15 protein-coding genes are annotated in these 22,618 nt (G+C 70.8%); 8 read left to right on the top strand and 7 right to left on the bottom strand.

Annotation, left to right across the window (positions count from 1 at the left end):
* Positions 1-35: 35 nt before the first annotated feature.
* Positions 36-428, top strand: coding sequence for a hypothetical protein (locus ACIGXM_RS33680; RefSeq protein WP_396567721.1), 393 nt, complete (start codon positions 36-38; stop codon positions 426-428).
* A 1,229-nt stretch (positions 429-1,657) separates the two neighbouring features.
* On the opposite strand, the gene ACIGXM_RS33675 is transcribed toward ACIGXM_RS33680, so the two are convergent.
* On the bottom strand, positions 1,658-4,603 hold the full coding sequence (locus ACIGXM_RS33675) for an AfsR/SARP family transcriptional regulator (protein WP_396567719.1): 2,946 nt from the start codon (positions 4,601-4,603) through the stop codon (positions 1,658-1,660).
* Between the two features lie 724 nt (positions 4,604-5,327).
* On the opposite strand from ACIGXM_RS33675, the gene ACIGXM_RS33670 reads away from it, so the two are divergent.
* The 3 genes from ACIGXM_RS33670 (at position 5,328) to ACIGXM_RS33660 (ending at position 9,454) form a co-directional block, all read left to right on the top strand.
* Positions 5,328-5,789 (top strand): hypothetical protein, encoded by a 462-nt coding sequence (locus tag ACIGXM_RS33670; RefSeq protein WP_396567717.1) that lies wholly within the window; start codon positions 5,328-5,330, stop codon positions 5,787-5,789.
* Between the two features lie 42 nt (positions 5,790-5,831).
* Positions 5,832-7,361, top strand: a complete 1,530-nt coding sequence (locus ACIGXM_RS33665; protein ID WP_396567715.1) for a hypothetical protein — start codon at positions 5,832-5,834, stop codon at positions 7,359-7,361.
* Between the two features lie 116 nt (positions 7,362-7,477).
* On the top strand, positions 7,478-9,454 hold the full coding sequence (locus ACIGXM_RS33660; RefSeq protein ID WP_396567713.1) for a SpoIID/LytB domain-containing protein: 1,977 nt from the start codon (positions 7,478-7,480) through the stop codon (positions 9,452-9,454).
* Positions 9,455-10,009: 555 nt separating this feature from the next.
* Here the strand turns inward: ACIGXM_RS33660 and ACIGXM_RS33655 are convergent.
* From ACIGXM_RS33655 to ACIGXM_RS33645, 3 genes are all read right to left on the bottom strand, one after another.
* A complete protein-coding gene (locus ACIGXM_RS33655) occupies positions 10,010-11,095 on the bottom strand; it encodes an alpha/beta hydrolase (RefSeq protein ID WP_396567712.1) in 1,086 nt (361 codons plus the stop codon).
* Between the two features lie 33 nt (positions 11,096-11,128).
* Positions 11,129-12,268, bottom strand: a complete 1,140-nt coding sequence (locus tag ACIGXM_RS33650) for a serine hydrolase (protein WP_396567710.1) — start codon at positions 12,266-12,268, stop codon at positions 11,129-11,131.
* Positions 12,269-12,441: 173 nt separating this feature from the next.
* Positions 12,442-14,967, bottom strand: coding sequence for a helix-turn-helix domain-containing protein (locus ACIGXM_RS33645; protein WP_396567708.1), 2,526 nt, complete (start codon positions 14,965-14,967; stop codon positions 12,442-12,444).
* Between the two features lie 205 nt (positions 14,968-15,172).
* On the opposite strand from ACIGXM_RS33645, the gene ACIGXM_RS33640 reads away from it, so the two are divergent.
* On the top strand, positions 15,173-15,478 hold the full coding sequence (locus ACIGXM_RS33640) for a hypothetical protein (protein WP_396567706.1): 306 nt from the start codon (positions 15,173-15,175) through the stop codon (positions 15,476-15,478).
* 444 nt (positions 15,479-15,922) lie between these two features.
* On the opposite strand, the gene ACIGXM_RS33635 is transcribed toward ACIGXM_RS33640, so the two are convergent.
* Positions 15,923-16,333 (bottom strand): winged helix-turn-helix transcriptional regulator, encoded by a 411-nt coding sequence (locus ACIGXM_RS33635; protein ID WP_396567704.1) that lies wholly within the window; start codon positions 16,331-16,333, stop codon positions 15,923-15,925.
* Positions 16,334-16,423: 90 nt separating this feature from the next.
* On the opposite strand from ACIGXM_RS33635, the gene ACIGXM_RS33630 reads away from it, so the two are divergent.
* Positions 16,424-17,176 carry an SDR family NAD(P)-dependent oxidoreductase gene (locus tag ACIGXM_RS33630; RefSeq protein ID WP_396567702.1) on the top strand — a complete coding sequence of 251 codons (753 nt, stop codon included), beginning with the start codon at positions 16,424-16,426 and terminating at the stop codon, positions 17,174-17,176.
* 479 nt (positions 17,177-17,655) lie between these two features.
* On the opposite strand, the gene ACIGXM_RS33625 is transcribed toward ACIGXM_RS33630, so the two are convergent.
* Positions 17,656-18,051 carry a DUF4440 domain-containing protein gene (locus ACIGXM_RS33625; RefSeq protein ID WP_396567700.1) on the bottom strand — a complete coding sequence of 132 codons (396 nt, stop codon included), beginning with the start codon at positions 18,049-18,051 and terminating at the stop codon, positions 17,656-17,658.
* 543 nt (positions 18,052-18,594) lie between these two features.
* Positions 18,595-20,133: an MFS transporter gene (locus ACIGXM_RS33620; protein WP_396567698.1), complete on the bottom strand. Its 1,539-nt coding sequence runs from the start codon at positions 20,131-20,133 to the stop codon at positions 18,595-18,597.
* Here ACIGXM_RS33620 and ACIGXM_RS33615 point away from each other — a divergent pair.
* Complete coding sequence (locus ACIGXM_RS33615; protein ID WP_396567696.1) at positions 20,101-21,093, top strand: LysR family transcriptional regulator; 993 nt, start codon at positions 20,101-20,103, stop codon at positions 21,091-21,093. The two genes, ACIGXM_RS33620 and ACIGXM_RS33615, sit on opposite strands and share 33 nt — an antisense overlap.
* Positions 21,094-21,560: 467 nt before the next feature.
* Positions 21,561-22,238 (top strand): PRC-barrel domain-containing protein, encoded by a 678-nt coding sequence (locus ACIGXM_RS33610; protein ID WP_396567694.1) that lies wholly within the window; start codon positions 21,561-21,563, stop codon positions 22,236-22,238.
* The last annotated feature ends 380 nt before the right edge of the window (positions 22,239-22,618 follow it).

Below are 22,618 nucleotides of genomic sequence, written 5' to 3'. Positions count from 1 at the left end.
CCGTCAGCGAACCGAGCACAAGGAGCACGCCACCCATGAGGTACCTTCCACGCCTGGCCGCGCCGGTCGTCCTCTCCACCGCGGCACTCGCGCTCGCCGTTCCACCTGCGAACGCCGCCTCCGCGGCCTCCAGTTGCTCGGCCGTCGTCCCCTACGGCAAACAGATCTGCCTCGGCGTCGACCAGCAGACCGTCACCGCGACCCTGGTCGTCCAGTCCGGTGGGCGCGGCTGGTACGGCGAGGTCGAGATCGACGGCCCCGCCGGCGAACTGGTGCGCACCGGCAACCAACTGCTCTCGGCTCCCGCCAACTGGAACGTCAGCCACCCCGCCGCGGGCACCGGCCGCTACTGCGCCGTCGACTGGCGCTGGGATGTCTACCACCAGGACTACTTCGTGGAGAACAGCGTCTGCGTCACCACGAGTTGAACAGCATGGGTCGGCCGGAGCCCGGCGGCCACCGGCCTCCGGCCGACCCGTCGGTCCGAGCGAGGCACACTCTCCCGTTACGAGTCGCACTGCCATCGTCCACGCGCCGGAGCGCTCGCGCTCGTCGCACAGACTGCCGAGCCAGGAAGGGGTCAGCCTCCACACGCGCAGCCAGCGGCGGCCTTCGCTTCGGGACGACCGCTGAGCGCGCACGCGCTGCACGCTCCTGGTAACGGCGGCAAGTTCGCCGGGCCGGGGGTGAGAGCCCGCACGGTCTGACGCGGTGTTGGAGGGGGACAACTGCTTCCCCGGAATCCAGCCGCCGGCCGAGGGCGACGAGGACGCCGAACTGAGCGAACAGCAGTGCGCCCGCCGAGAGTGTCATCCATGCTGCTCGAGGGCTTGCTTGGTGGCTGCGGCAGGGTGATCGCTCGTGTTGCTTCGTCTGGCGTACCTGACTGTCACCAGCGTGCTTGCCGCCCTGCGGCTGCTGGTTGAGTGGCCGGGACAAGGATGTGGAGATCCTTGCCCTGCGCCGTCAGCTCACCGCCCTTGAGCGGTAGCTCGGTGCGGACAGGGTGGGGTTCACTCCGGAGGACCGCGCATTCCTTGCTGCGCTCCTCGCCCCGCTGCCGCGCGAGGTCCTGCGCCGCCTGCGGCTGTTGGTCCAGCCGGACACCGTGCTGCGCTGGCACCGAGACCTGATGAAACAGCGCCACGCCCGTACCGCCGAGCTGAAGCGATCAGGGCGCCCGCGTACCGTCCGATCGATCCGTGTGCTGATTCTGCGCCTGTTCCGGGAGAACCCGCCATGGGGCTACGGGCGCGTGCACGGCGAACTCGCCCTCCCCGGTGTCAAGGTCGCCGCCTCCACTCTTCGGCTGGATGGGACATTCAGCAGGCGCACAGCAGGGCCCTGTGAGCGGCGTCGGCGAAATGGTGTCAGGCAGTGGCCGGTGATGCTCGCTGCTTCCCGCACTCGTAGGGATGGTCCCGAGGAACGCCCCCCGCCGTCACCCTTCATCGCCGCTCCCGCACTCGTGAGGCCCAGTCACGCCGGGGCGCCGACTCGGCAACGCAGTCGGCATCCGGTGGATCACCGCTCACCGGCTCTCACCAGGGGCGGACCCGCAGGCTGTTGTGAGTGAAGAGCCGATGCGTGCCGAATCCCTGAAACGTAGTAACGCCACGACAGTTCACCGAAAGATCCGTCCTCCCGCCACCCTCGGTCAGAGCTGAGCAGTGCTGGCAGGCTCTGGAACGGTGTGCTGCTCGATGGTGGCAAGCAGGTCGTGTGCCTCTCTGCACCAGACCTCCAGCTGATGGCGCTCGGCCAGGGCGACGGCCTCACAGGCCCGGGCCCGGGCGGCGGGCCACTCAGCGAAGTGGGCGTGGGTTCGGGCGAGGGCGATCAGGGCGTCCGCTGCGAGGGGGACAGCGCCGAGCCCGATGGCGAGCTCGAGGCCTTCGTGGAGCGCTGCGACGGCCTGCGCTCGGCGGCCGAGACAACGCAGGACGTCGCCGAGGTCGGCCAGGATGACGCTCGTGCGACCGGTGTCACCGTCCTCACGCCAGAGTTCGAGCGCCTCGCGGTAGTGGGTCTCCGCCTGCGTGTACTGGCCGGTCGCCCGGAGCGCATTGGCCAGGACACTGACCAGGCCAGCAGTCGGCCGGGACCGGCCACCGGTCCGCCCATGCAGCTCGAGGGCTTCGCGGACGTGGGCGAGGGCCTGGTTGGCCTGGCCTGCGTCGCTGTAGGTCAGTGAGAGGTTTGAAAGGACCGCGACCCGGCTCGCGGGGTCGTCGAAGAGTGCGAGCGCCGCTTCCAGCGCCTCGATGGACTTGTCCGGTCGCCGGGCGAAGCCGTGGCAGCTGCCCAGGCTGCGCAGCAGCCAGGCGCGACCGAGTCGGTCGTCGTGCTGTTCGGCGATGCGCAGCGCCTGGTTCAGGTACTCCTCCCACTGGCCGGTCCACCAGTTGGTGCGCATGTACCCGAACAGCCAGATGGCCAGCCGCCAGGCGAGGTCGGGCCGCGGGCCCTCACCGGAGATCCGGATCGCCTCGCCGATGTCCGCCAGTTCCAGCCGGCACCAGTCCATGGCTTCCTTCTCGTCGTTGAAGGCTGGCAGCGGCGCCGGCGCTTCCTCGTCGAGCCATGGTTGGGGTTGGCTGGTCACACGCATGGCCTGGCGAGCGTGTTGGAGAGCGAGTGTGTACCAGACGCACAGCCGTAGGTGGGCCGCCTGGCGCTCGGCCACCGGCTCTTCGGCCCGTGCTCGTTCGGCGGCGTACTCGGCGAGCAGGTCGTGGAACCGGTAGCGCTGCGGCTCGGGGCTCTCCAACAGGTGGGCGTCCACCAGGTGCTCGAGCAGCTGGGTCGTTTCGGCGCATGGGCGCTGGAGCAGTGCTGCGGCTGCTTTCGTGCCGAGGGAGCGGCCTGGCCACAGGCCCAGCAGGCGGAAGGCGCGCGCGGCCTCCGGTGTCAGTGCGCAGTAGCTGGAATCGAAAGTCGCCCGTACGCCCAGGTGACCGGCGGTCAGGCGGGCGAGCCGCCCCTGGCGGTCGTCGCCGAGGAGGTCGGCCAAGGCGGCCGGCGGCCAGGCGGGGCGGGCGGTCAGGCGGGCACCCACGATCCGCAGCGCCAGTGGCAGTCCGGCACAGGCGGTCAGCAGCCGCAGCGCGCCTTCCAGGTCTTGTTGGACGCGTTCCACCCCGCACAGCGCCGTCAGCAGTTCGCGCTGCTCCTCGATGTCCATGGGGGCCAGCGGCAGGTGATGGCTGGTGGGCAGGTCGGTCAGGCTCGCCCGGCTGGTGACGATCACCGTGCTGCGGCCGGTGCCGGGCAGCAGGGGCAGGACCTGGGCGCTGTCGCGGGCGTTGTCGAGCACGATCAGGACACGCCGGCCGGCGAGGGTGGTACGCAGCAGCGTGGCGCGGTCGTCGGTGTGCTCGGGCAGGGCGGAGACGGGCGTGTCGTGGCCGGGGCGGTGCAGGTCGGCCAGGAGCGTGGCCAGTGCCTCGCGCGGCGGGCGCGGCGAGTGGGTGCCGAAACCGTGGAGGTCGAGGTGCAGTTGTCCGTCGGGGAAGTGGTCGCGCAGCAGGTGGGCCGCGTGGACAGCCAGTGCGCTCTTGCCGATGCCGCCCATGCCCGTGACCGCCACGACGTGTGGACGGTTAGGCTCAGCGTGGTCCGTCAGGGCATGGCAGAGCTGGTGCAGTTCGTGCTGACGGCCGGTGAACAGCGGTGTGTCGGCGGGCAGCTGCGCTGGGGCAGGTGGGGGCGTTGGCTGCTGGGGGAACGTCCCCGACGGGTCGGCGAACGCTTTGGAGTCCTGGCCGGGTCCGGCGACGTCGGGTGCGGCGTCGCTCGATCCGTCCCAGCCGGGTTGTTCATGTCCTGGTGCGTGGGGTGGGGTGGCGGGGGTTGGTGTGGCGGTGGGTTGCAGGATCTCCTGGTGGGCGGCCAGCACGCTGGCGCCTGGTTCGACGCCGAGCTCGTCGACCAGCGTGTGGCGCAGCCGGCTGAAGACGGCCAGGGCTTCGGCCTGCTGTCCGGTGCGGTGCAGTACCAGCATCAGCTGTCGGTGGAACGCCTCGCGTAGGGGTTGTTCGGCGATCAGTCCGGTGAGTTCGGGGGCCAGGCCCTGGTGGTGGCCCAGCGCCAGCTCCGCGTCGATGTGCCATTCCAGCGCCTGCCAGCGAGCCTGCGTGTAGCGCTCGACGTGCGGCTGAGCATCGGTCAGATTCGCGAGTTCCGGCATCGGTGCGCCGCGCCACAGGGAGACCGCCCGCTTCGTCTCCTGGCTGACGGTGAGCCAGTCCTGGCGGTGGTAGGCGGTGCGGGCCGTCGCGAGTGCGCTGGTGAAGTCGTCGGTGTCGAGTTCGCCCGACCCCACGTGCAGGACGTAGCCCCCGGGGACGGACCTGATCCGGGGCTCGTCGTCGCTGTCCTCGGTCAGGGCCCGGCGCAGGCGGGCGATGTGGTTCTTGAGCGAGGCACTCGCTGTCACTGGCGGATGCTCTCCCCACAGGGCTTCCTGCAGGTGATCGTTGGTCACCGGTTGATTGGGGTTCAGCAGGAGAACCCCCAGCAGCACCCGTGTCTTCGGCCCGTCGAGCGTACGAGCTGACGTGCCGTCATGGACGGTCAGTGGTCCGAGCAGGCTGAAGCGCATCCGTGGTCCCCCCCAGTACCAGTGGGCTCGCCGTCGCGTGGACGATGGCCCGTTGCCCGCATGTTACTGCGCCGTTGCCGATCTCCGACAGTGGCGACCGGTCGGCGAGCGAATGGCCGTGTGACCTGGGGCGCGGGCCGGGCGCCACCGCCCGTTGCCGGCCTGTTCCCGCCCGGTTGCCGGGCACCGGAAGGCTCTTGTTGCCACGAAGAACCGACCAATCAGCCCAAGGGGGCAACGCATGAAGTCCAGCCGGGTGCGCGCCGCGGTAGCCGTCGGCGGGGAAGCGGATCGGGCTGCTGCGCGGCGGACCCGGCGGAACACGGGCATGCGATTCGTGCAGCTCGGCCTCGGGCTGGCCTGTGCCACCGCACTCGGGCTCGCCGGCTGCGGCACCGCGCCGGCCAAGCAAGCTCGGACACGGCTTCCGATCGCCGTGGGCTCCAATCCGGCATCAGCGCCGCCGACCAAGGGCGCGTCTTGGGTCCCCGCACCGTCGGCGTCCTCCAGTCCCTCGGCGTCCGTGACGCGGAGCGCCGCTGGGGTATCGGCGGAACCGACCGCGGGGGGTTCCGCAGCCGCATCGAGCAACGCCGTTGCGGCGCCTGCCCTCGACACGACGACCGCGGGCACGGTCCGTTCCGGTCTCGCCGCGGACACGGCCGAGTCGTGGACCGCACAGACCGCCGGTCCAGTACGCCAGGTCAGCGGGCATGACATCGCATTGAACGAGTGCGCGAGCGTGCACGGCGCCGTGACCTGGCAGCAGCAGCCGTATCTGAGCAGCGCCGGCAATCCCGCAGTGCTGGAGATCTACACCTTCGGCACCGAGGCCGCGGCCGACGCCGCGTACCAGCAGATCGACTCCGGCATGAACTCGTGCCAGGCCACGTCCAAGAGTTTGCAGAGCGCGAAGCACGTCACCGCTGACGCGGTCTCACAGCAGACCGCCGGCGCCACGGATGCCGCGGCCTTCGAACGCACCTGGACCGGCATCGAGGGCATCTCGGCCGCTGGCAAGCAGACCAACCACCTCTACCTCGCCGCGCACGGCACGTGCGTGCTGGTCCTGCACTTCGACGAACTGGCCACGGGCTCCTCGGCCGCTCCGTACGACGTGCACCAGGACCCGAACGTGCTGTCGCTGCTCACGAACCTGCTGGCCAGCCAGGCCGGCACGCGCTGATCCACCAAGAACACCAACCAACCAGCTACCCGGAAGAGGACCATGTCATCAACACGCAGGCAGAAGCGGGGCGTCGCCCTGTTCGCGGCCACGTCGCTGCTCGGCGCGATGGCCGCGCTGGCACCGGCCGCCACCGTCTTCGCCTCCACCGTTCCCCTCGGCACCCCCACCTCGACCGGAACCCTCGGTCCGGCCGCGCCGGGCGCCGCGATCACCCAGCAGCAGATGATCGCCAGGGCGCACGACTGGATCGCCAACAGCGTCCCGTACAGCGAGACACAAGCCTGGCAGGACAGTGCCGTCGGCGGCCCCTACCGCGAGGACTGCTCCGGCTTCGTGTCCATGGCCTGGGGACTGCAGGACAGCCTGGTCACCCAGACCCTGCCGAACGTCTCGACGGTCACTGCCGGGAACATCAGCGGTGACACGAACCTGCAGCCGGGCGACGCGCTGGACTACACCGCCGACCACGTCGTGCTGTTCGACTCGTGGGTCAACCAGTCCGCGGGGACCTTCAACTACGACGCCGAACACACCTACGGCCAGGTCGCCAACCAGACCCAGGGCAGCATCTACTCCAGCACGCTCGAGGGCTACTCGATCTCGGACTTCGAGGCCCTGCGCTACAACAACATCGCCCCGAGCCAGACCTCCACGCTGTCGATCGATGCTGCTGGTGATCGCGTCGCGTTCGTCGACACCAACGGTAACGTGGCCAATGACTGGACGGTCAACGGTAGTTGGCAGGGGCCGGCCGGGATCGGTGGTCAGGCGCGTTCTGACTCGCCGGTGGTCCTGGACGCCAAGGCTGACCACGCGTTCTTCGTCGGTACCGACGGTAGTGTCGCGAACGACTGGGTCACCAACGGTGTCTGGCGGGGAGGCTCTCCCATCGGTGGTTATGCGCGGCCGGGTTCGCCGATCACCACGAACGCCGCCGGGACCCTGGTCGCGTTCGTGGACACCAACGGCAACGTGGCCTACGACTGGTACGCCAGCGGCGGCTGGCACGGGCCGTCCACGGTCGGTGGTCAGGCTCGGAGTGATTCGCCGCTCGCTTTCGACAGCAACGGTGACCACCTGTTCTTCATCGACACCAACGGCAATGTCGCCAACGACTGGACCAGCAACGGTGCCTGGCAGGGGCCTGCGCCGATCGGTGGTCAGGCACGTGCCGGCTCGGGCCTGACCACCAATGCCGCCGGTACCCTCGTCGCCTTCGCCGACGCCAACGGCAACGTGGTGAACGACTGGGTGACCAACGGCGCCTGGAACGGGCCCTGGGGTATCGGGGGTCAGGCCCGTGCCGATTCGCCGCTCGCTTTCGACAGCAACGGTGACCACCTGTTCTTCATCGACACCAACGGCAATGTCGCCAACGACTGGACCACCAACGGCAGCTGGCAGGGGCCTGCGCCGATCGGTGGCCAGGCTCGCGCCGGCTCGGCCCTCACCACCAACGCCGCCGGCAACCTCGTGGACTTCCTCGACGCCAACGGCAACGTCGTCAACGACTGGGTGACCAACGGCGCCTGGAACGGCCCCTGGGGCATCGGCGGCACCAGCCGCTGACCCCACCAGCACACACCAGCTCGTAGCAGCACCGCCAGCACGCACCAGCACATCGCCGCGCCGGCCGACCCAACGGCCGGCGCGGCCCCATGAATCAGGAGTTGGAATTGTCAGTCATGCGTGGTTTGCGCCTGACGGCCGTCGCAGTCTCGGCGATGGCGACCATCTGTGGCGCGGCCGTGGCCCCGGCCGCAGCGGCGCCGGTGCCGCAGGACCCGCCGGCAACGTCGATCGCCCTGTCGGGGAAGGTGACGGACGCCCGCGCGGAACGGGTCTCCGACGGGGTGATCAGCGCTCCCGCCTCGGCACCGGCCGTGCCGGGAGCACGCATCGAGGTCGACGGCACCCTGGTGGGCTGGACCGACCGCACCGGTGGATTCGCCTTCGACTACCCGGATCCGACCGGCAAGGCCGTGTCCGTCACGGTGGCGGCGCCGGGATTCGGCACCTACCAGCTGAACGGCGTCACTCCGGCGCACACCGGTGACTCGCTGACCGTGCAGCTGACGGGCAAAGCGCAGTCGGCCAGTGATCAGGCCACGCCCGTGAAGGCCCCGCTCAACCGGGCCAGGGCGGTCGCTCCGGCGGCGACCGGTGGCAGCGGCTGCGGTGGCTACTCGTCCAACTCGACCCCGCCTTCCAGCATCCAGGTGCTGGAGTACTCGCAGCACACCAACACGGGGGCGCCGGTGGATGGCACCCAGACCGGCGTGTTCACCGTGCCGTTCCAGACCTACGTCGACGACGTGCTGCCCAACGAGTGGATCCCCTCCTGGCAGCCGGCCTCGCTGGAGGCAGGCGCGATGGCAGTGAAGACCTACGCGTGGTACTGGGTCAACAACTGGGGTAACGGGTCCTACAACGGCACCTGCTACAACGTCGACGACTCGACCAACTACCAGCGCTACATCCCCAACCAGGACAACTCCGCCACCGACGCCGCCGTAGCGGCGACCTGGAACTCGGTGATGACGAAGAACGGCTCGATCTTCGAGGCCTCGTTCCAGGCGACGCTCACCGGAAACCAGAACGAGGCCTGCGGCTCCGGCGAGTCCAACTACCCGAACACGCTCAGCCAGTGGGGCTCGCAGAACTGCGCCGTCGCCGGTGACTCCTGGCAGTCGATCCTCAACACCTACTACCCCGGCATATCGATCGGCGGATCGGCGCTCAGCACGCTGTCGATCGATGCTGCTGGTGATCGCGTCGCGTTCGTCGACACCAACGGTAACGTGGCCAATGACTGGACGGTCAACGGTAGTTGGCAGGGGCCGGCCGGGATCGGTGGTCAGGCGCGTTCTGACTCGCCGGTGGTCCTGGACGCCAAGGCTGACCACGCGTTCTTCGTCGGTACCGACGGTAGTGTCGCGAACGACTGGGTCACCAACGGTGTCTGGCGGGGAGGCTCTCCCATCGGTGGTTATGCGCGGCCGGGTTCGCCGATCACCACGAACGCCGCCGGGACCCTGGTCGCGTTCGTGGACACCAACGGCAACGTGGCCTACGACTGGTACGCCAGCGGCGGCTGGCACGGGCCGTCCACGGTCGGTGGTCAGGCTCGGAGTGATTCGCCGCTCGCTTTCGACAGCAACGGTGACCACCTGTTCTTCATCGACACCAACGGCAATGTCGCCAACGACTGGACCAGCAACGGTGCCTGGCAGGGGCCTGCGCCGATCGGTGGTCAGGCACGTGCCGGCTCGGGCCTGACCACCAATGCCGCCGGTACCCTCGTCGCCTTCGCCGACGCCAACGGCAACGTGGTGAACGACTGGGTGACCAACGGCGCCTGGAACGGGCCCTGGGGTATCGGGGGTCAGGCCCGTGCCGATTCGCCGCTCGCTTTCGACAGCAACGGTGACCACCTGTTCTTCATCGACACCAACGGCAATGTCGCCAACGACTGGACCACCAACGGCAGCTGGCAGGGGCCTGCGCCGATCGGTGGCCAGGCTCGCGCCGGCTCGGCCCTCACCACCAACGCCGCCGGCAACCTCGTGGACTTCCTCGACGCCAACGGCAACGTCGTCAACGACTGGGTGACCAACGGCGCCTGGAACGGCCCCTGGGGCATCGGCGGCACCAGCCGCTGACCCCACCAGCACACACCAGCTCGTAGCAGCACCGCCAGCACGCACCAGCACATCGCCGCGCCGGCCGACCCAACGGCCGGCGCGGCCCCATGGGCGGGCACCGTGCCGGCGATGAGCGGCGCACCGATCACCGCTCCCGGGTCGCCCCCGCTTGGTGTGGGAGCGACCCGGACTGCGTGGGGCAGCCACCGTCCGGGAAGTGCACCGGAAGGCCCGGCCGTTGGCACCGGTGTACTGGTGACACATCGTCAATGACCTGCATATACGGTTCATGCCCAATGGACGCTGCCATGTGGAACCGTGCCCGCACGATGCCAGTCTCAGCTTGTGCCCGAAGGGGCAGAACTCCGGTCAGGGGCGGTCTCCTCGGATAACCTCCCCCGGGTGGTGACGCCGAGTGGCCGTGGGGCGGATGTCAACGGCGCTGACAGCGGGGACTCTTTCATCGGCTCCTCCTCCGTTGCGGCGGGGAGGACCTGGAGCCACCGCCGAGCCGGCCCGGATGGCCCGACCAGCACGCTGGTCGGGCCATCCGGGCCATCCGGGCCGACCGGGTCAGCCGGCGGCGGCGAAGGCTGTCGCGAGGCGGGGGATGTAGTCGGCGAGGGCGGGGGCCCAGCAGCCGTAGTCGTGGCCGCCGTCGCAGGTGGGGGAGAGCGAGGAGCCGTTGCCGTAGTCGACGTAGCGGCTGGGGATGCCGAGTTGGTCCAGGCGGGCCTTGACCGTGTTGGAGGCGATCTCGGTGAAGTGGTCGATCGGCAACTGGCTGCCGGTGTAGAGGGTGATGTCGGTACTGCCGAGCTTGGCCAGGTTGGCGGGGTCGGCGGGGTTGACCTGGTTCCAGATGTGGTCCGCGTTGAAGACCGGGTAGGGCGAGCCGAAGATCGCGTCGCTGTCGACGTAGGGCCCGTAGCCGGTGCACTTGCCGGTGTTGGAGGTGCTCACCGCGCACCAGGCGCCGGTGAGGTTGAGCTCCGTGGCCAGGACCGCCGCGCGGATCTCCGCCATGCCGAAGTCGATGCCGCCGGAGAGCGCGGCGGTGTGGCCGAACAGGTCGGGGCGGTCCTCGGCGTAGTGCAGCGCGCCGAAGCCGCCCATCGACAGTCCGACGACGGCCCGGTGGGCCCGGTCGGCGATGGTGCGCAGGTTGGCGTCGATGAACGGGACGACCTGGGTGGTGTGGAAGGTCTCCCAGTTCGCCGCGCCCATGACGGTGTTCTGCATGGCCCAGTCGGTGTACCAGCCCTTCAGACCGCCGTCCGGTACCACCGTGATCATCGAGTCCGAGTGCAGCGCGGGCGCGGCCGCGGCGTCGTCCACCGTGCCGCCGCCGCCGTGCAGGAAGTAGGTCACCGGCCAGCGCTTGGTGGGGTCGGCCGCGTAGCCCTGGGGGAGGAAGATCCGGATCTTGTGCGTACCGGAGAGCTGCGCGGTCGCCACGGTGAGCGTGAAGTCGGTGCTGGAGTGCACCTCGGGGGCGCCGACCAGGGTCAGGCCGAACCCGTTGGTGAAACTCGGCGGGGTGCCGGTGTCCGCGTGAGCGGGCGCGGGCGAGGTCCCGAGCAGTGCGGTCAGGCCCATCGCCGCCGCGACGGCGGCGGCGATCGCGTGCCGGCGCCAGCTGGGAAGCAGGGAGGTCATCGGTCGTCCTTTCGGTGCGATGGCGGTACGGGATCAGAGCGCGCAGTACGCGTTCGCCAGGGCGGTACCGGTGTCGTTCTGGCCGGTCGTGCCGGTGAGCATGTGGAACTCGTTGTTGGCCTCCACGACCTCCTTGGTGCCGTCCTCGCTGCTGAACCAGGCGCTCACGTAGCCGATCACGGCGCCGTTGTGCCCCCAGACCCACTGGCCGCAGGGCAGCTTCTCGCGCATGATGCCCAGGCCGTAGTAGGCGTTTCCGGTGTTGTTCATGGGCACTGTGGTCTTGAGTTCGGCCTCCTGGGCGGGCGGCAGTAGCTGGCCGGTGAGCAGCGCCCGGCCGAAGGCGGCCAGGTCGTCCAGGGTCGACACCATGGCCCCCGCCGCGTTGTAGAGCTGGACGTTCGAGACCGTGACGTCGTTGGTGTAGAAGGTCACCGGGTGCACGTAGCCGTGCAGGTAGTTGCCGTACAGGTTCGGGTCGCTGGTCGGGAAGCTGGTGTGGGTCAGGCCGAGCGGCTTGATGATCCGGTTCTCGATCTCGGTGGCCGGGCTGTTGCCGGTGACGGCGGTGATCACCATGCCCGCCAGCACGTAGTTGGTGTTGGCGTAGCTCCAGCTCGTGCCCGGCGTGACGCTCGCGGGCGCCGAGGCGAGCGCGGCGTCCACCAGGCTCTGCGGCGGGTAGGCCTGGTTCGCGTTCAGGTCCAGCACGTACGGGCCGGAGTACTGCGGGAGTCCCGCGTAGTCGGGCAGGCCCGAGGTGTGGTTGAGCAGCTCGCGGATGGTGATCTTCGAGCCGTCGTAGCCGTTGGCGTTGACCGCCCCCGGAAGCCACCGGGCCACGGTGTCGTCCAGCGAGAGCTTGTGCTCGGCCTCCAGCTGGAGCAGCACGGTGGAGGTGAACGCCTTGGTGTTGCTGCCGATCCGGAACTGCGCCTGCGGGTCGGCGGGCGCACCGGAGGCGAGGTTGCCGGTGCCGGCGTGCACGTACTGGGTGGTGTCGCCCTGGCGGACCAGGCCCACCACGCCCGGGTAGCCGTCGGCGACGCCCTGCTGGGCGCCGGTCTGGAGGATGCCGGCCGCGGTCGGCGCGTCCGCGCTCGCCGGGGTGGTGCCGGCCAGCGCGGCGAGCAGCAGGGTTGCGCCGGCGGCGGTCAGGCGGAGGGACTTCATCGGACTCCTTCGTCCACGGTGGTGGTTGCTCCGGTCCGTGACGGCGCGGTGTCGGGGCGCCGCCGACCGGGCACCCCGATGCTGGCGGCCGGCAGGGGGCATGGACAGGCCATGGCACCGGCCATCGGCACACCGGTCATCCATGGCCGGTGGCCGGGTCGGCGCGGTTGTGGCTAGGACGGCTGCCGGGACGGGGAGGGCTGCTCGGTGGGAAAGCTGGCCGGCCGGTACCGGGACTGCTGCTGGCGGAAGCTGCGGCCCAGGTGGTGCTGCAGTCGGATGTGGCGGAACTGGTAGACCGCGCCGGTCTGCCGCAGCACGCCGCGGTGGTAGGCGTCGTCCAGGAAGTCGACGATGTCCCAGGGCAGTTTGCCGGTCAGTGGCAGCCAGACCCGGCAGAGCACCAGCCACTGTCCCCAGGCGGTGAAGGCGAGGCCGTAGGAGACCGACCCGCCGATGCCGCCGACCGCGCCGATGAAGAGCCCACTCGACAGCTCCCAGTTCAGCGGTCCCAGCGGACCCCGCAGCAGGTCGACGATCAGCCGCCCGCCGAACGCGATCATCAGCGTGAGCAGCGGCGCCAGGACCAGCACCTGCCGGGCCACCGTCGCGCGGTTGGCGGACAGCAGGCTCAACGGCGTCGCCGCCGAGGTGACGTCGACCGGCGCCTCCAGCGCGGACACCAGCCCGAAGACCAGCCCGGCGGCGGTGCCGAAGATCAGCCCGAAGCAGACCATGTTGATCAGGGTGGCCTCGATCACGTGCGGATTGGTGAGCGGGGGACCGGGGAAGAGCGCGCGCTCCAGCGCGAGCGCGTACGCGCACCCCACGCCCATGACCGAGCCGCCGAGCAGCCCGTCCCCGAACCGGGCGGCGAAGGTGCGCAGCGTCCGCCTGCCGATCGCGCGGTGGGTCCCGGGCAGGCGCAGCCGCACCCGAGCCGGCTCGAACACCGGACCGCCGCGGTAGGCGACCATCAGCGCGTACACGCAGCCGAACGCGAGGCCGGCCACCGGCCCCATCAACGCCCCCTGGAGGAGCAGCTCGCCCATCCCCGTCCGGGTGGCCAGCGCGCAGCCCAGCCAGTCGGCCAGGGTGATGCTCAGCGCGGTCGCCAGCACCACCGCGAGGATCCGGGCCGGGTGCCGCAGCGAGTCGCCGAGCCGCCACCAGGCCAGGTCCTGCTGGTCGAGGTCGAGCCGGCCCAGGTGGTGGGCCAGGTAGCCGAGCCACCGCTGGGCGTGCTCGGGATCCCGGTCGCGCTGCCGGTTCCGGCCCCGGCCGGGCCCGGGCCCGGGGCGCCGTCGGTAGACCGCTGGCACGAAGCCGGCCAGCAGGTGCTCCTCGACGGCGCGCGCGGTGGGGAAGCGGGCGGTGTCCAGCAGTTCGGCCGGGTCGCGGTCGGGCGCCTCGCCGTACACGGTGCGGGCCAGGATGACCATGAGCGGGGTGGTCAGTACGGCGGTCAGGTTCGCGCTCGCCGGGTCCTGACGGGTGCGCAGTTCGCCGAGGAGGGCGCCCCACCGGGCCGCGAGCGTGTCGTTCCCGCGCTCGCCGTCGACGACCGGGCGGGCGGTGCGGGGCAGGTAGCCGGCGAGGTCGTCCAGGGTCAGGTCGGTGAGTTCTATCCCGGCGGCCCAGACCAGCGGCGCGTGCGCCGCCTGGACGGCCTCGGCGAACTCGGCACGGCGGCTGGTCAGGACCAGCGGCTGTGAGGTGGCGTTGAGCGCTTCCAGGGCCTCGCGACGCAGGCCCTCCGCGATCTCGTCGAAGCCGTCCAGTGCCGGCAGCACGAGGTCGGCGTCGACCAGGGCGGCCGCCAGGGTCGAGCCGCCGGGACTGCGGCGGGCCAGGTGCGGGTGGTCGCGCAGCAGGCGGCCGATCAGCCAGTCCCGCAGCGTGGTGGTGGTCGGGTCCCAGGAGCCGAGGCTGAAGATGACCGGCACCCGGTCCGGAACGGTCCGGGCCGCCAGGAAGTCCAGCACGAACCGGATCGTCAGGATCGACTTGCCCGAGCCGGCCCGGCCGAGGATCACCAGCCGGCCGGAGGGGATCCGCCGGTAGACCTCCGCGACGCCGCGCAGCTCGCCGTTCAGGTCCAGCCTGCGCGGCACGGCGCCCGGCCCGAGGCGCTGGATGTTCTCCGAACGGTCCGTCAGGCCGGTCGGGGCCTGTTGCCAGCGGACCGGCAGCGGGAACGGGTCGTGGACGCGGCGCTGCTCCTCCTCGTGCCGCCAACGGCGGCGGACCTCCCGGGCCAGCTCCTGTGCGGCCTCGGCGAGCGTGCTGTCGACCGGCAGCGGTGCGGGGGCGGCGAAGCCGGGAGCCGGCACGGCTGCGGTCTCCGGCACCCCGGCTTCCGGAGTCCTGGCTTCCGGAGTCCTGGCTTCCGCGCCTGGCCCCGGCTCCGGACCTGGCCCTGGCTCCGATCCGGGCCCCGGTTCTGGACCTGGCCCGGGGCCCGGATCGGCGTCCGGCGTCCGGGCGAGCAGAGCGGCCAGCAGCAGGCGGTCCTGCGCGCTGACGCCGAGCGCGTCGGCCAGCAGATTCACTGTGCCCAGGCGGTGGTCGGCGGACCGCCCGGTCTCCAGCCGGCGGATGGTGCGGACGCTCACCCCGGAGCGTTCCGCCACCTGCTCCTGCGTCAGCCCCGCCTGGCGGCGCAGGTGGCGCAGCAACGTGCCGAGCTGATCAGTCACCGGGTCGTCCCCCCTACTCGCCAGTATCCCCGTCGGCGACCCTACCGTGCCGGCCGGTCACAAATGGCCGGTGCCGTGGCCTGTTCGCTGACCAGCGCAAACCCGACGATCGGTGCGGCCGGCGTGCGGATTGCCACGACGCCGCAGGGCCGCCACCCCCGGTCACCCGTCAAGGCGTTGCCCCGCCCGACGAGGAGGAAGCCGGATGGCCGACGCCGAACCGCACCCCGTGTCCCACGCTCTGCCCGCCCCCGACCGCGCCGACCCCCCACAGGAGCGACCCATGGCCCACCGCTACTGGTGCGGCGAATGCGGCTTCAAGACGCCCTGGCTCTCCCGGACCCAGGGCGAACACCAGCAGATCGCCCACTACGCCAAGCGCCACCCCGGCGTCCCCCCGGGCGGCCACGTGGAGTTCCGCCGCGGAAACCCCGACCGCCGCCGCGGCTGCCTCCACCGCACCACCACCATCCTGCTCCTGCTGTCCTTCGCCGTCGCCTGCCACCACTGACACCCGGCCGGGTGCCGCACGGCGACCGCCTGCCCGCGCGGTCGGGGATGCGCGGCGACGACCACACCCACCTCGCGGGACGAGTTCTTCGCGGCGCTGCGCGAGAACCAGGACCGGCCCAAGGGGCCCCGCCACCGCGGCGATCGCGGAGGAACTCGTCGACGCCGCCGAGGGCTTCGGCGACCCCGAGGTCACCGTTTCCGCTCTGGTCGAGCTCATGCGCGCCTACTACGGCAGCGGTGAGGTGGTGAAGTTCCCCGTCGCCTTCGCCCGGCTGCTGCAGCACTTTCCACTTCTGGAGCGGACCTGGCCGGCGCCTGCAGCACCCAGCGGGGCGCCGTCCTCGCCTGGGCCCTGGAGCTGGTGCACGGGGCCTCTGCGCTCCGGCTCGGGCGGCTGGTACTGCCGCGGGACTCTGCCGAACCGACCCGTGGGACCAGCCCGTTACGCGTGCGGTGACGCCTGCTGGCTGTCGTAGTGCTCCTGGGCGGCGAGGAGCTCGTCTCCGTGTCGGCCGAACCACTGGATGAGTTCGGTCAGCGGCCCGGCCAGGCTGGCACCGAGTTCCGTCAGGCTGTAGGTGACCTGGGGCGGGTTGGTGGGCGCGACATGGCGGGCGACGAGCCCGGCCCGGGCCAGTGCCTTGAGGTTCTGCGACAGCATCTTCTGGCTGATGCCACCGACTCGTTGGTGCAGCTGCGCGAAGCGGTGCGGGCCGGCGATGAGGGCCGAGATGATCAGTGTCGCCCAGCGGCTTGTCGTCTGATCCATGATCGGCCTGAGTGCGCACTTGTTGTCGAAGGTGTCGTGGGCCAGGAGCCGGGCGGCCGTCGCGACCTGCTGGGTTTCCATCATGGCAGGAGCTTACAAAAAAGTAGGTACTTCCCAGCAGTAACTAGCTTTCCTACGGTGACTTTCGCAAGCACCAATGTTCGAGGAGTCACTGTGAGCAGCAGCAACAACACACGTACGGCGATCGTCACGGGCGCATCGAAGGGCCTGGGCGCGGGGATCGCCAAGGCGCTGGCCGGGACCGGCGCGGCCGTCGTGGTGAACTACCGGGAGGATGCGGAGGGCGCCGAGCGGGTCGTCGCGGGCATCACCGCCAAGGGCGGCCGGGCCATCGCGGTCCGGGCTGACGTGGGCCGCGGCGACGACGTGCGCCATCTGTTCGATCGGGCGCGCGAGGAGTACGGACCGGTCGACGTGCTCGTGAACAACGCGGCCGTCGCCGCCTTCGCACCGCTGTCGGGCATCACCGAAGAGGAGTTCCAGCGCGAGATGACCACGAACCTGCTGGGTACGATCCTCACCACGCAGGCCCTGGCCGCGCAGGACGACATCGGCGCCGCGTCGGTCATCAACGTCTCGACGGCCGGCACGCTTACCCACCCGCCGTACGCCTCGCTCTATGTCGCGTCCAAGAGCGCTGTCAACGCGTTCACCATCGTCGCGGCCAAGGAGTTGGGCCCGCGCGGCATCCGGGTCAACGCGATCATGCCCGGACCCTCGGACACCGAGGGCACCAGGGCCATGGGATTCCCCGGCTCGGCTCAGGAGGCACAGGCGATCGCCGGCACCCCGCTGGGCCGAACGGGCACCCCGGACGACTACGGCCCGCTGGTGGCCTTCCTGGCCTCCGACGACGCGCGCTGGATCACCGGGGATGTCATCCTCGCTTCCGGCGGGATGCGCTGACGCCCCGTTCGTTCGGCCGCGTCACAGGGCGACCGAGGGATGGGCGCAGGGCGTGGTCGACATGGCGGCGGCACAGGACGACGGCATCTATGACGGCGGTTCACTCGTCCCCGGGCGCACGACAACCAGCTTCCGACAGTGGTGCACGGACGTGCTCAGCCCGGCCGTTCTGGCCTGAGCACGTGCCGACAACGCCAACTCGACCAGCACGAGGGCGAAGGAGCACCCCCACATGACGACGGAACCGACTCAGGAGGCGACCAGCAGGACCGTCACCACCCGCGGCGGGAAACGCACCACAACGAGGCCGGGTCGGGCCACCCGATGGTCCTGCTCTACGGCCAGTGCCCCGCGAGAACCTGCCGACTGACCACGGCACACGTCATCCACGACGAGAACGGTGTCTCCCTCCGCCTCGACAGGCCCCTCCGAGGCTGAGGGCCGTCAGGACCGCCTGTGCAGCTGAGGTGGCTCGTCGATCACGACTGCTGCGGCTGATCGGCCGGGACGATGGTGCCCTGGTGGTAGTACATCCGCCACCCGGAAACCTCGTCCAACTTCCGCCAGATGGAGCTGTGTCGCGATCGGCGCTCGCCGAGGACGGCTTCGTACGTCACATGCACCACGCCCGGTGCCAACACCGTGCCAGCCATGCCGACAGGCTCGTACAGCGGGCCGTCCTCAGATGCCCCCGGCTTGTCCGGCAGGGCCAGAAGCATCGCTCGCCGGTCCCATCGGCGACCTGAGGCGCCCACCTCCACGAACTCAGGGTCCAGGAGTTGCCCAGCAAGCTCTCTTGACGCCCGAACCCGGGGAGCCATCAACTTCAGCTCGCCTGCCATCGCTTCGGCTACGCCGTCCATTCCGTCGCTCATTGGATCACCCTGATCCGCCTCAACTCCGCTCGCAACCGAATTGGTGGGCACCCAGGCGAGGACCGCACCTCCGGGAAGTGTTCCCGGCGGTTCTGAGCGAGAGGTGTTCCGCGGCGGTGGGCGGTGTGTCGGGTGCCGTCCAGGACCAGGATCCGGTCGTCCGCGGAGCGGGTCGGTGCGAGCTCGCGCCGGAGCCGAGGCGGAGCAGGGTGAAGGAGTCGCCGTGGTCGGAGCGCAGCAGCTCCTTGACCCACGCACCAGGTACTGGAGCACCGTTGAGGCTGACCGGTAACCAGTTGCCGGGGCCGAGGGACGCGTTGTGACTCGTCATCGGTCCAGCACGTCCCAGGGCGGCCGAGCCGGACAGGGGGCTCAGCTCTCCGAACGGCGGGACTGGCTCGCGGCCGCGGCGAGGCCATCGGCCGTACGCCGCACGACGCGGGTCGGGTACCACCGCCGGAGGCGGCCGGCCGTCGGGTGGTCCCGGAGCCGGTCAGCAGACCGACCGCGGATCGTGTGCTCATGACCCGTGAGAATGCCTGATCACGGTGAGTGGACCGGCTCGGCGCGGGGTTGGTCGGCGCGGCGGCTGGGGCTGGTTGCGCCGCCCGGCAGCGTGCTCAGGACGATGACGGCTGTCGCGGCCACCACGAGGGCGCCGGCGATCATGGCCTGGTCGAGTCCGGAGGCGTAGGCGTGGCGGGCGGCGGCGAGCGCGCTGTCGGGGGTGGCGAAGGCCCCGTCGAGACCGGCCCTGGCCCGGGCGGCGACTTCGGCCGGCTGGTGCGTGAGCACGGGTGCGAGGAGTGACCGGTAGTGCGTGAGGGTGAGGCTGCCGAGGACGCCGATGCCGAAGGCGCCGCCGAGTTCGCGGGTGAGGTCGTTGACGGCGGAGCCGACGCCGGCCTTGTGCGGTGGCAGGGAGGACATGATGGCCCCGGTGGCCGGTGGCATGGTCAGCCCGATGCCGACGCCGAGCAGGCCGAGGCCGGCCTCGACGGTCCAGATCGGGGAGGTGGTGCCGGCGGAGGCCAGGGCGAGCAGTCCGGCGGCGGAGGCGGCCAGGCCGCTGGCCAGGACGGGGCGCAGTCCGTGCCGGGCGACGAGCGGCTTGGCCAGGTGGGCGACGGCGAACTGGGCGAGCCCGGCGGGCAGTGCGTAGAGCCCGGCTGTGACGGTCGAGTATCCGCGCACCACCTGGAGGTACTGCGTGAGGACGAAGTACATGCCGAAGAGGGCGAAGTAGGCGGCCGCGATGGAGAGGCTGCCCATGCTCATGCGTCGCTCGGCGAAGAAGGCCACGTCGAGCATGGGGTTCGGGCGGCGCCGTTCCCAGACGACGAAGGCGATCAGACCGCTGATTCCGATCGCGAAGGCGGCCAGGATCGAGGGCGTGGTCCAGCCGTCGTCGGGGGCTTGGATGAATCCGTAGAGCAGTCCCGTCACGCCCACGACGGACAGGGCCGCGCCGACCGGATCGAGGCCGGTCGCGTTCTGGCCGCGGGAGGTCGGGAGCAGGAACCAGCCCGCGACCAGGGCCGTGACGGCCACGGCGGCCATGCCGAGGAAGAGCGACCCCCACCAGAAGTGTTCGAGCATGAGTCCCGACCAGGTGATGGACAGGGCGACCGAGGCACCTGCGACCGAGGCCCAGACGGCGATCGCCTTGGCGCGTTCGGCGGGCGGGAACACGGTAGCCAGGATCGACAGGGTGCCGGGCATGACCAGGGCCGCGCCGACTCCCATGACCGCTCGGGCCGCGATCAGCTCTCCGGCCGACGCGGAGAACGCGCCGAGGACCGCTGCCGCGCCGTAGACGACGAGCCCGCACTGCAGGGCGCCCTTGCGGCCGAACCGGTCGCCGATCGCACCGGCGGGCAGCAGGAGCCCGGCGAAGCACAGCACGTAGGCATCGACGATCCAGGCCAGGGACGACGCCCCGGCGTGGAGCTGCCGGCCGAGGCTGGGCAGCGCCACGTTGAGGGCCATGTTCGACACCACGGTGAGCAGGACCGACAGGCACAGCACGGCCAGGACGAGCCAACGGCGGTGATAGGAGGTTTCGATGGTTGGACGAGGCATGAGCCAAGCCTCGAATCCCCATGGCTTGATGTCTACTGCAAAGATCGCAATAGGCTGTTGCGCATGACGCAAGAAATGGATTGGAACCTGCTCGCCGCCCTGGACGTGTTGCTGGCCGAGGGCAGCGTGACCGGTGCGGCGGAACGTCTCCACCTGTCGGTCCCGGCCACCAGCCGCACGCTGGGACGCATCCGAAAGACCTTCGGCGACCCGATCCTCGTCCGGGCCGGACGCGGCCTGGTCCCCACCCCGCGGGCCCTGGCCATCCAGCAGCGCCTCCACCGACTCATCGAGGAGGCGCACGCCCTCGTCGAGATCGGACGCGACGTCGATCTCGTGTCCCTGGAACGCACCTTCACCATCCGCGCCAACGACGCCCTGGTCGGCCGCCTCGCCGCCCGGCTCGTCACCCGCGTCCGGGCCGACGCCCCGGGCGTGACGCTGAGGTTCGCGCCGGAAGGCGACGAAGACCTGGCACCCCTGCGTGACGGGCTCGTCGATCTCGACCTCGGTGTCATCGAGGACCTCGGCCCCGAAGTCCTCGTTCAGCCCGTCGGCCGCGAACGCCTCGTCGGCATGACCGCCGCCGGACACAGCCTGGCCACCGGACCCGTCACCCTGGAGCGGATCGCCGCGGCCGAGCACATCGCCGTGTCCCGCAGAGGCCGGACCCACGGCGCACTCGACGACATCCTCGGCCGGAACGGCCTGGCGCGGAGAATCGTCGCGGTGGTGCCGACGTTCACCGCCGCGGCACACATCATCGCCGGCTCCGACATGACCGGGCTCATCACCGCCGGCTACGCGGCCCAAGCGGCAGCCCTCACCGGCGCCCACGTCTACGAGATCCCCGTCGATCTTCCGAGCCTGCCCGTGTCCCAGGCATGGCACGTCCGCCACGACCTCGACCCCGCACACCAATGGCTCCGGGACCAGGTCGCCGCCGTTCTCCGGGAATGAGGCCCGCTCCCTTCCGGCCGCGCACCGCTGCCCGGCCTTCGGCAACAGCTGGTACCGGCGGCGGAACGCGGTGCCCGCGCGGTTGCTCGCGCGCCTCGTGACTTCGTCAGTCGCGGCTCAGGGCACGCACGATCAGGACTGCGATCACGATGAGGACGATGGTGCCGAGACTTACGTACATGTGGATTCCTCTCCTCGCCCATCGGTGCGGGAGGCGACACGATCGCCGCCCGCGGTCGACGCCGGTGGGATGAACCGGTCGCAGGGCGACTCCCCCCGTTCCGCCGTTCCGCCGTTCCATGCCGCGGAAGGCCGCGGAAGGCCGCGGAAGCCGCCGGCCGATGGGACACCGGCGCGGCACCGTGGCTCGGTCACCAACCCGCGGGTGTCGGACCGGCGGAGCGGGGCAGACGTGGGCCGACCGGGTCCGCCGGACGCGGACCGGCACGGCGACAGGAGGAATCCAGGTGCATGCACCAGTGCAGTACGAGATCGGCGCCGAGGTCCACTGCCCGGACGACACGTACGGCCACCTGAAGCGAGTGGTGATCGACCCACAGGTTGGCCGGGTCACTCACCTGGTGGTCGGCGGCCGCGACGCCACCGACCGCCTGGTGCCCGTCGACCTGGTCGACGAGAGGGGCGGTGACCCGGAGCACATCAGGCTGTTCCGCGACACCGCGGCCGTCACCCAGCTCGACCCGGCCGAGGAGACCGAGTACCTGCCCGGTGACAGCGAGCACCTCGGCTACGCGCCGGGGCAGTGGCTCACCGTGGCGCCCATGGGCCTGAGTGCGGGCAGTGCCCTCCCGTTCCCGGTCGGGCCGCTGCCCGGCGAGGCCGAGCCCCGCACCGCCGTCCACGAGCGGGTCCCCGTTGGCGAGGTCCAGATCCGCCACGGAGACCGGGTCGAGGCGACCGACGGCGAGATCGGGCGCGTCCAGGGCCTGCTGGTCGAGCCCCAGAGCCACGACGTGACCCACGTGATCCTCAAGGAGGGCCACCTGTGGGGCAGGAAGACCGTCGCCATCCCGATCGGCGAGGTCTCCTGGCAGGGCGGGAAGGTCAGGGTGCGACTCAGCAAGGCCCAACTGGCCGAGCTGCCGCCGATGGACGTCGTCCCCGTCGACAGCCCCCGGTCATGAGGCCGGCGCCTCCCCGGGGACGCGCCGCCGGGGACGGATGAACGGGCCGCCGCAGGGTCAGGGCCGGCCTCGAGCAGGCCGGCGAGCACCTCAAGGACGCCTTCGAGCGCTGAGGAACTCGATCGCACTCCCCTGACGAGGCGCCGGAGGTCTTCGCGGGCAACGTCGACCGGCTGGGCACGGTGCCCTTCAGCGCCGTCGAGCCGCTGCCGAAGGTCGGGGACCGCGTCTGCTCGCACGCCTTGGACGGCTTGGCCACCGGCCTGACCGGCGTGCCCTCCTGATCGCCTCGGCGAGCAGGGTGGCCGCCGCGGTCGCGGCGAGCAGCCACAGCAGATTCCGCAGGTAGGGCAGCGGCAGCACGGTGGGGTTGCCGTTCC

Source organism: Kitasatospora sp. NPDC052896 (assembly GCF_044547075.1).
Taxonomy (GTDB): domain Bacteria; phylum Actinomycetota; class Actinomycetes; order Streptomycetales; family Streptomycetaceae; genus Kitasatospora.
This window is presented reverse-complemented; position numbering and strand designations above follow the sequence as displayed.

Excerpts from the sequence above, each read along its gene's own strand:
- ACIGXM_RS33680 (WP_396567721.1), top strand. The coding sequence starts at position 36 with ATGAGGTACCTTCCACGCCTGGCCGCGCCGGTCGTCCTCTCCACCGCG.
- ACIGXM_RS33675 (WP_396567719.1), bottom strand. The coding sequence starts at position 4,603 with ATGCGCTTCAGCCTGCTCGGACCACTGACCGTCCATGACGGCACGTCA.
- ACIGXM_RS33665 (WP_396567715.1), top strand. The coding sequence starts at position 5,832 with ATGTCATCAACACGCAGGCAGAAGCGGGGCGTCGCCCTGTTCGCGGCC.
- ACIGXM_RS33660 (WP_396567713.1), top strand. The coding sequence starts at position 7,478 with ATGCGTGGTTTGCGCCTGACGGCCGTCGCAGTCTCGGCGATGGCGACC.
- ACIGXM_RS33655 (WP_396567712.1), bottom strand. The coding sequence starts at position 11,095 with ATGACCTCCCTGCTTCCCAGCTGGCGCCGGCACGCGATCGCCGCCGCC.
- ACIGXM_RS33650 (WP_396567710.1), bottom strand. The coding sequence starts at position 12,268 with ATGAAGTCCCTCCGCCTGACCGCCGCCGGCGCAACCCTGCTGCTCGCC.
- ACIGXM_RS33640 (WP_396567706.1), top strand. The coding sequence starts at position 15,173 with ATGGCCGACGCCGAACCGCACCCCGTGTCCCACGCTCTGCCCGCCCCC.
- ACIGXM_RS33635 (WP_396567704.1), bottom strand. The coding sequence starts at position 16,333 with ATGATGGAAACCCAGCAGGTCGCGACGGCCGCCCGGCTCCTGGCCCAC.
- ACIGXM_RS33625 (WP_396567700.1), bottom strand. The coding sequence starts at position 18,051 with ATGAGCGACGGAATGGACGGCGTAGCCGAAGCGATGGCAGGCGAGCTG.
- ACIGXM_RS33620 (WP_396567698.1), bottom strand. The coding sequence starts at position 20,133 with ATGCCTCGTCCAACCATCGAAACCTCCTATCACCGCCGTTGGCTCGTC.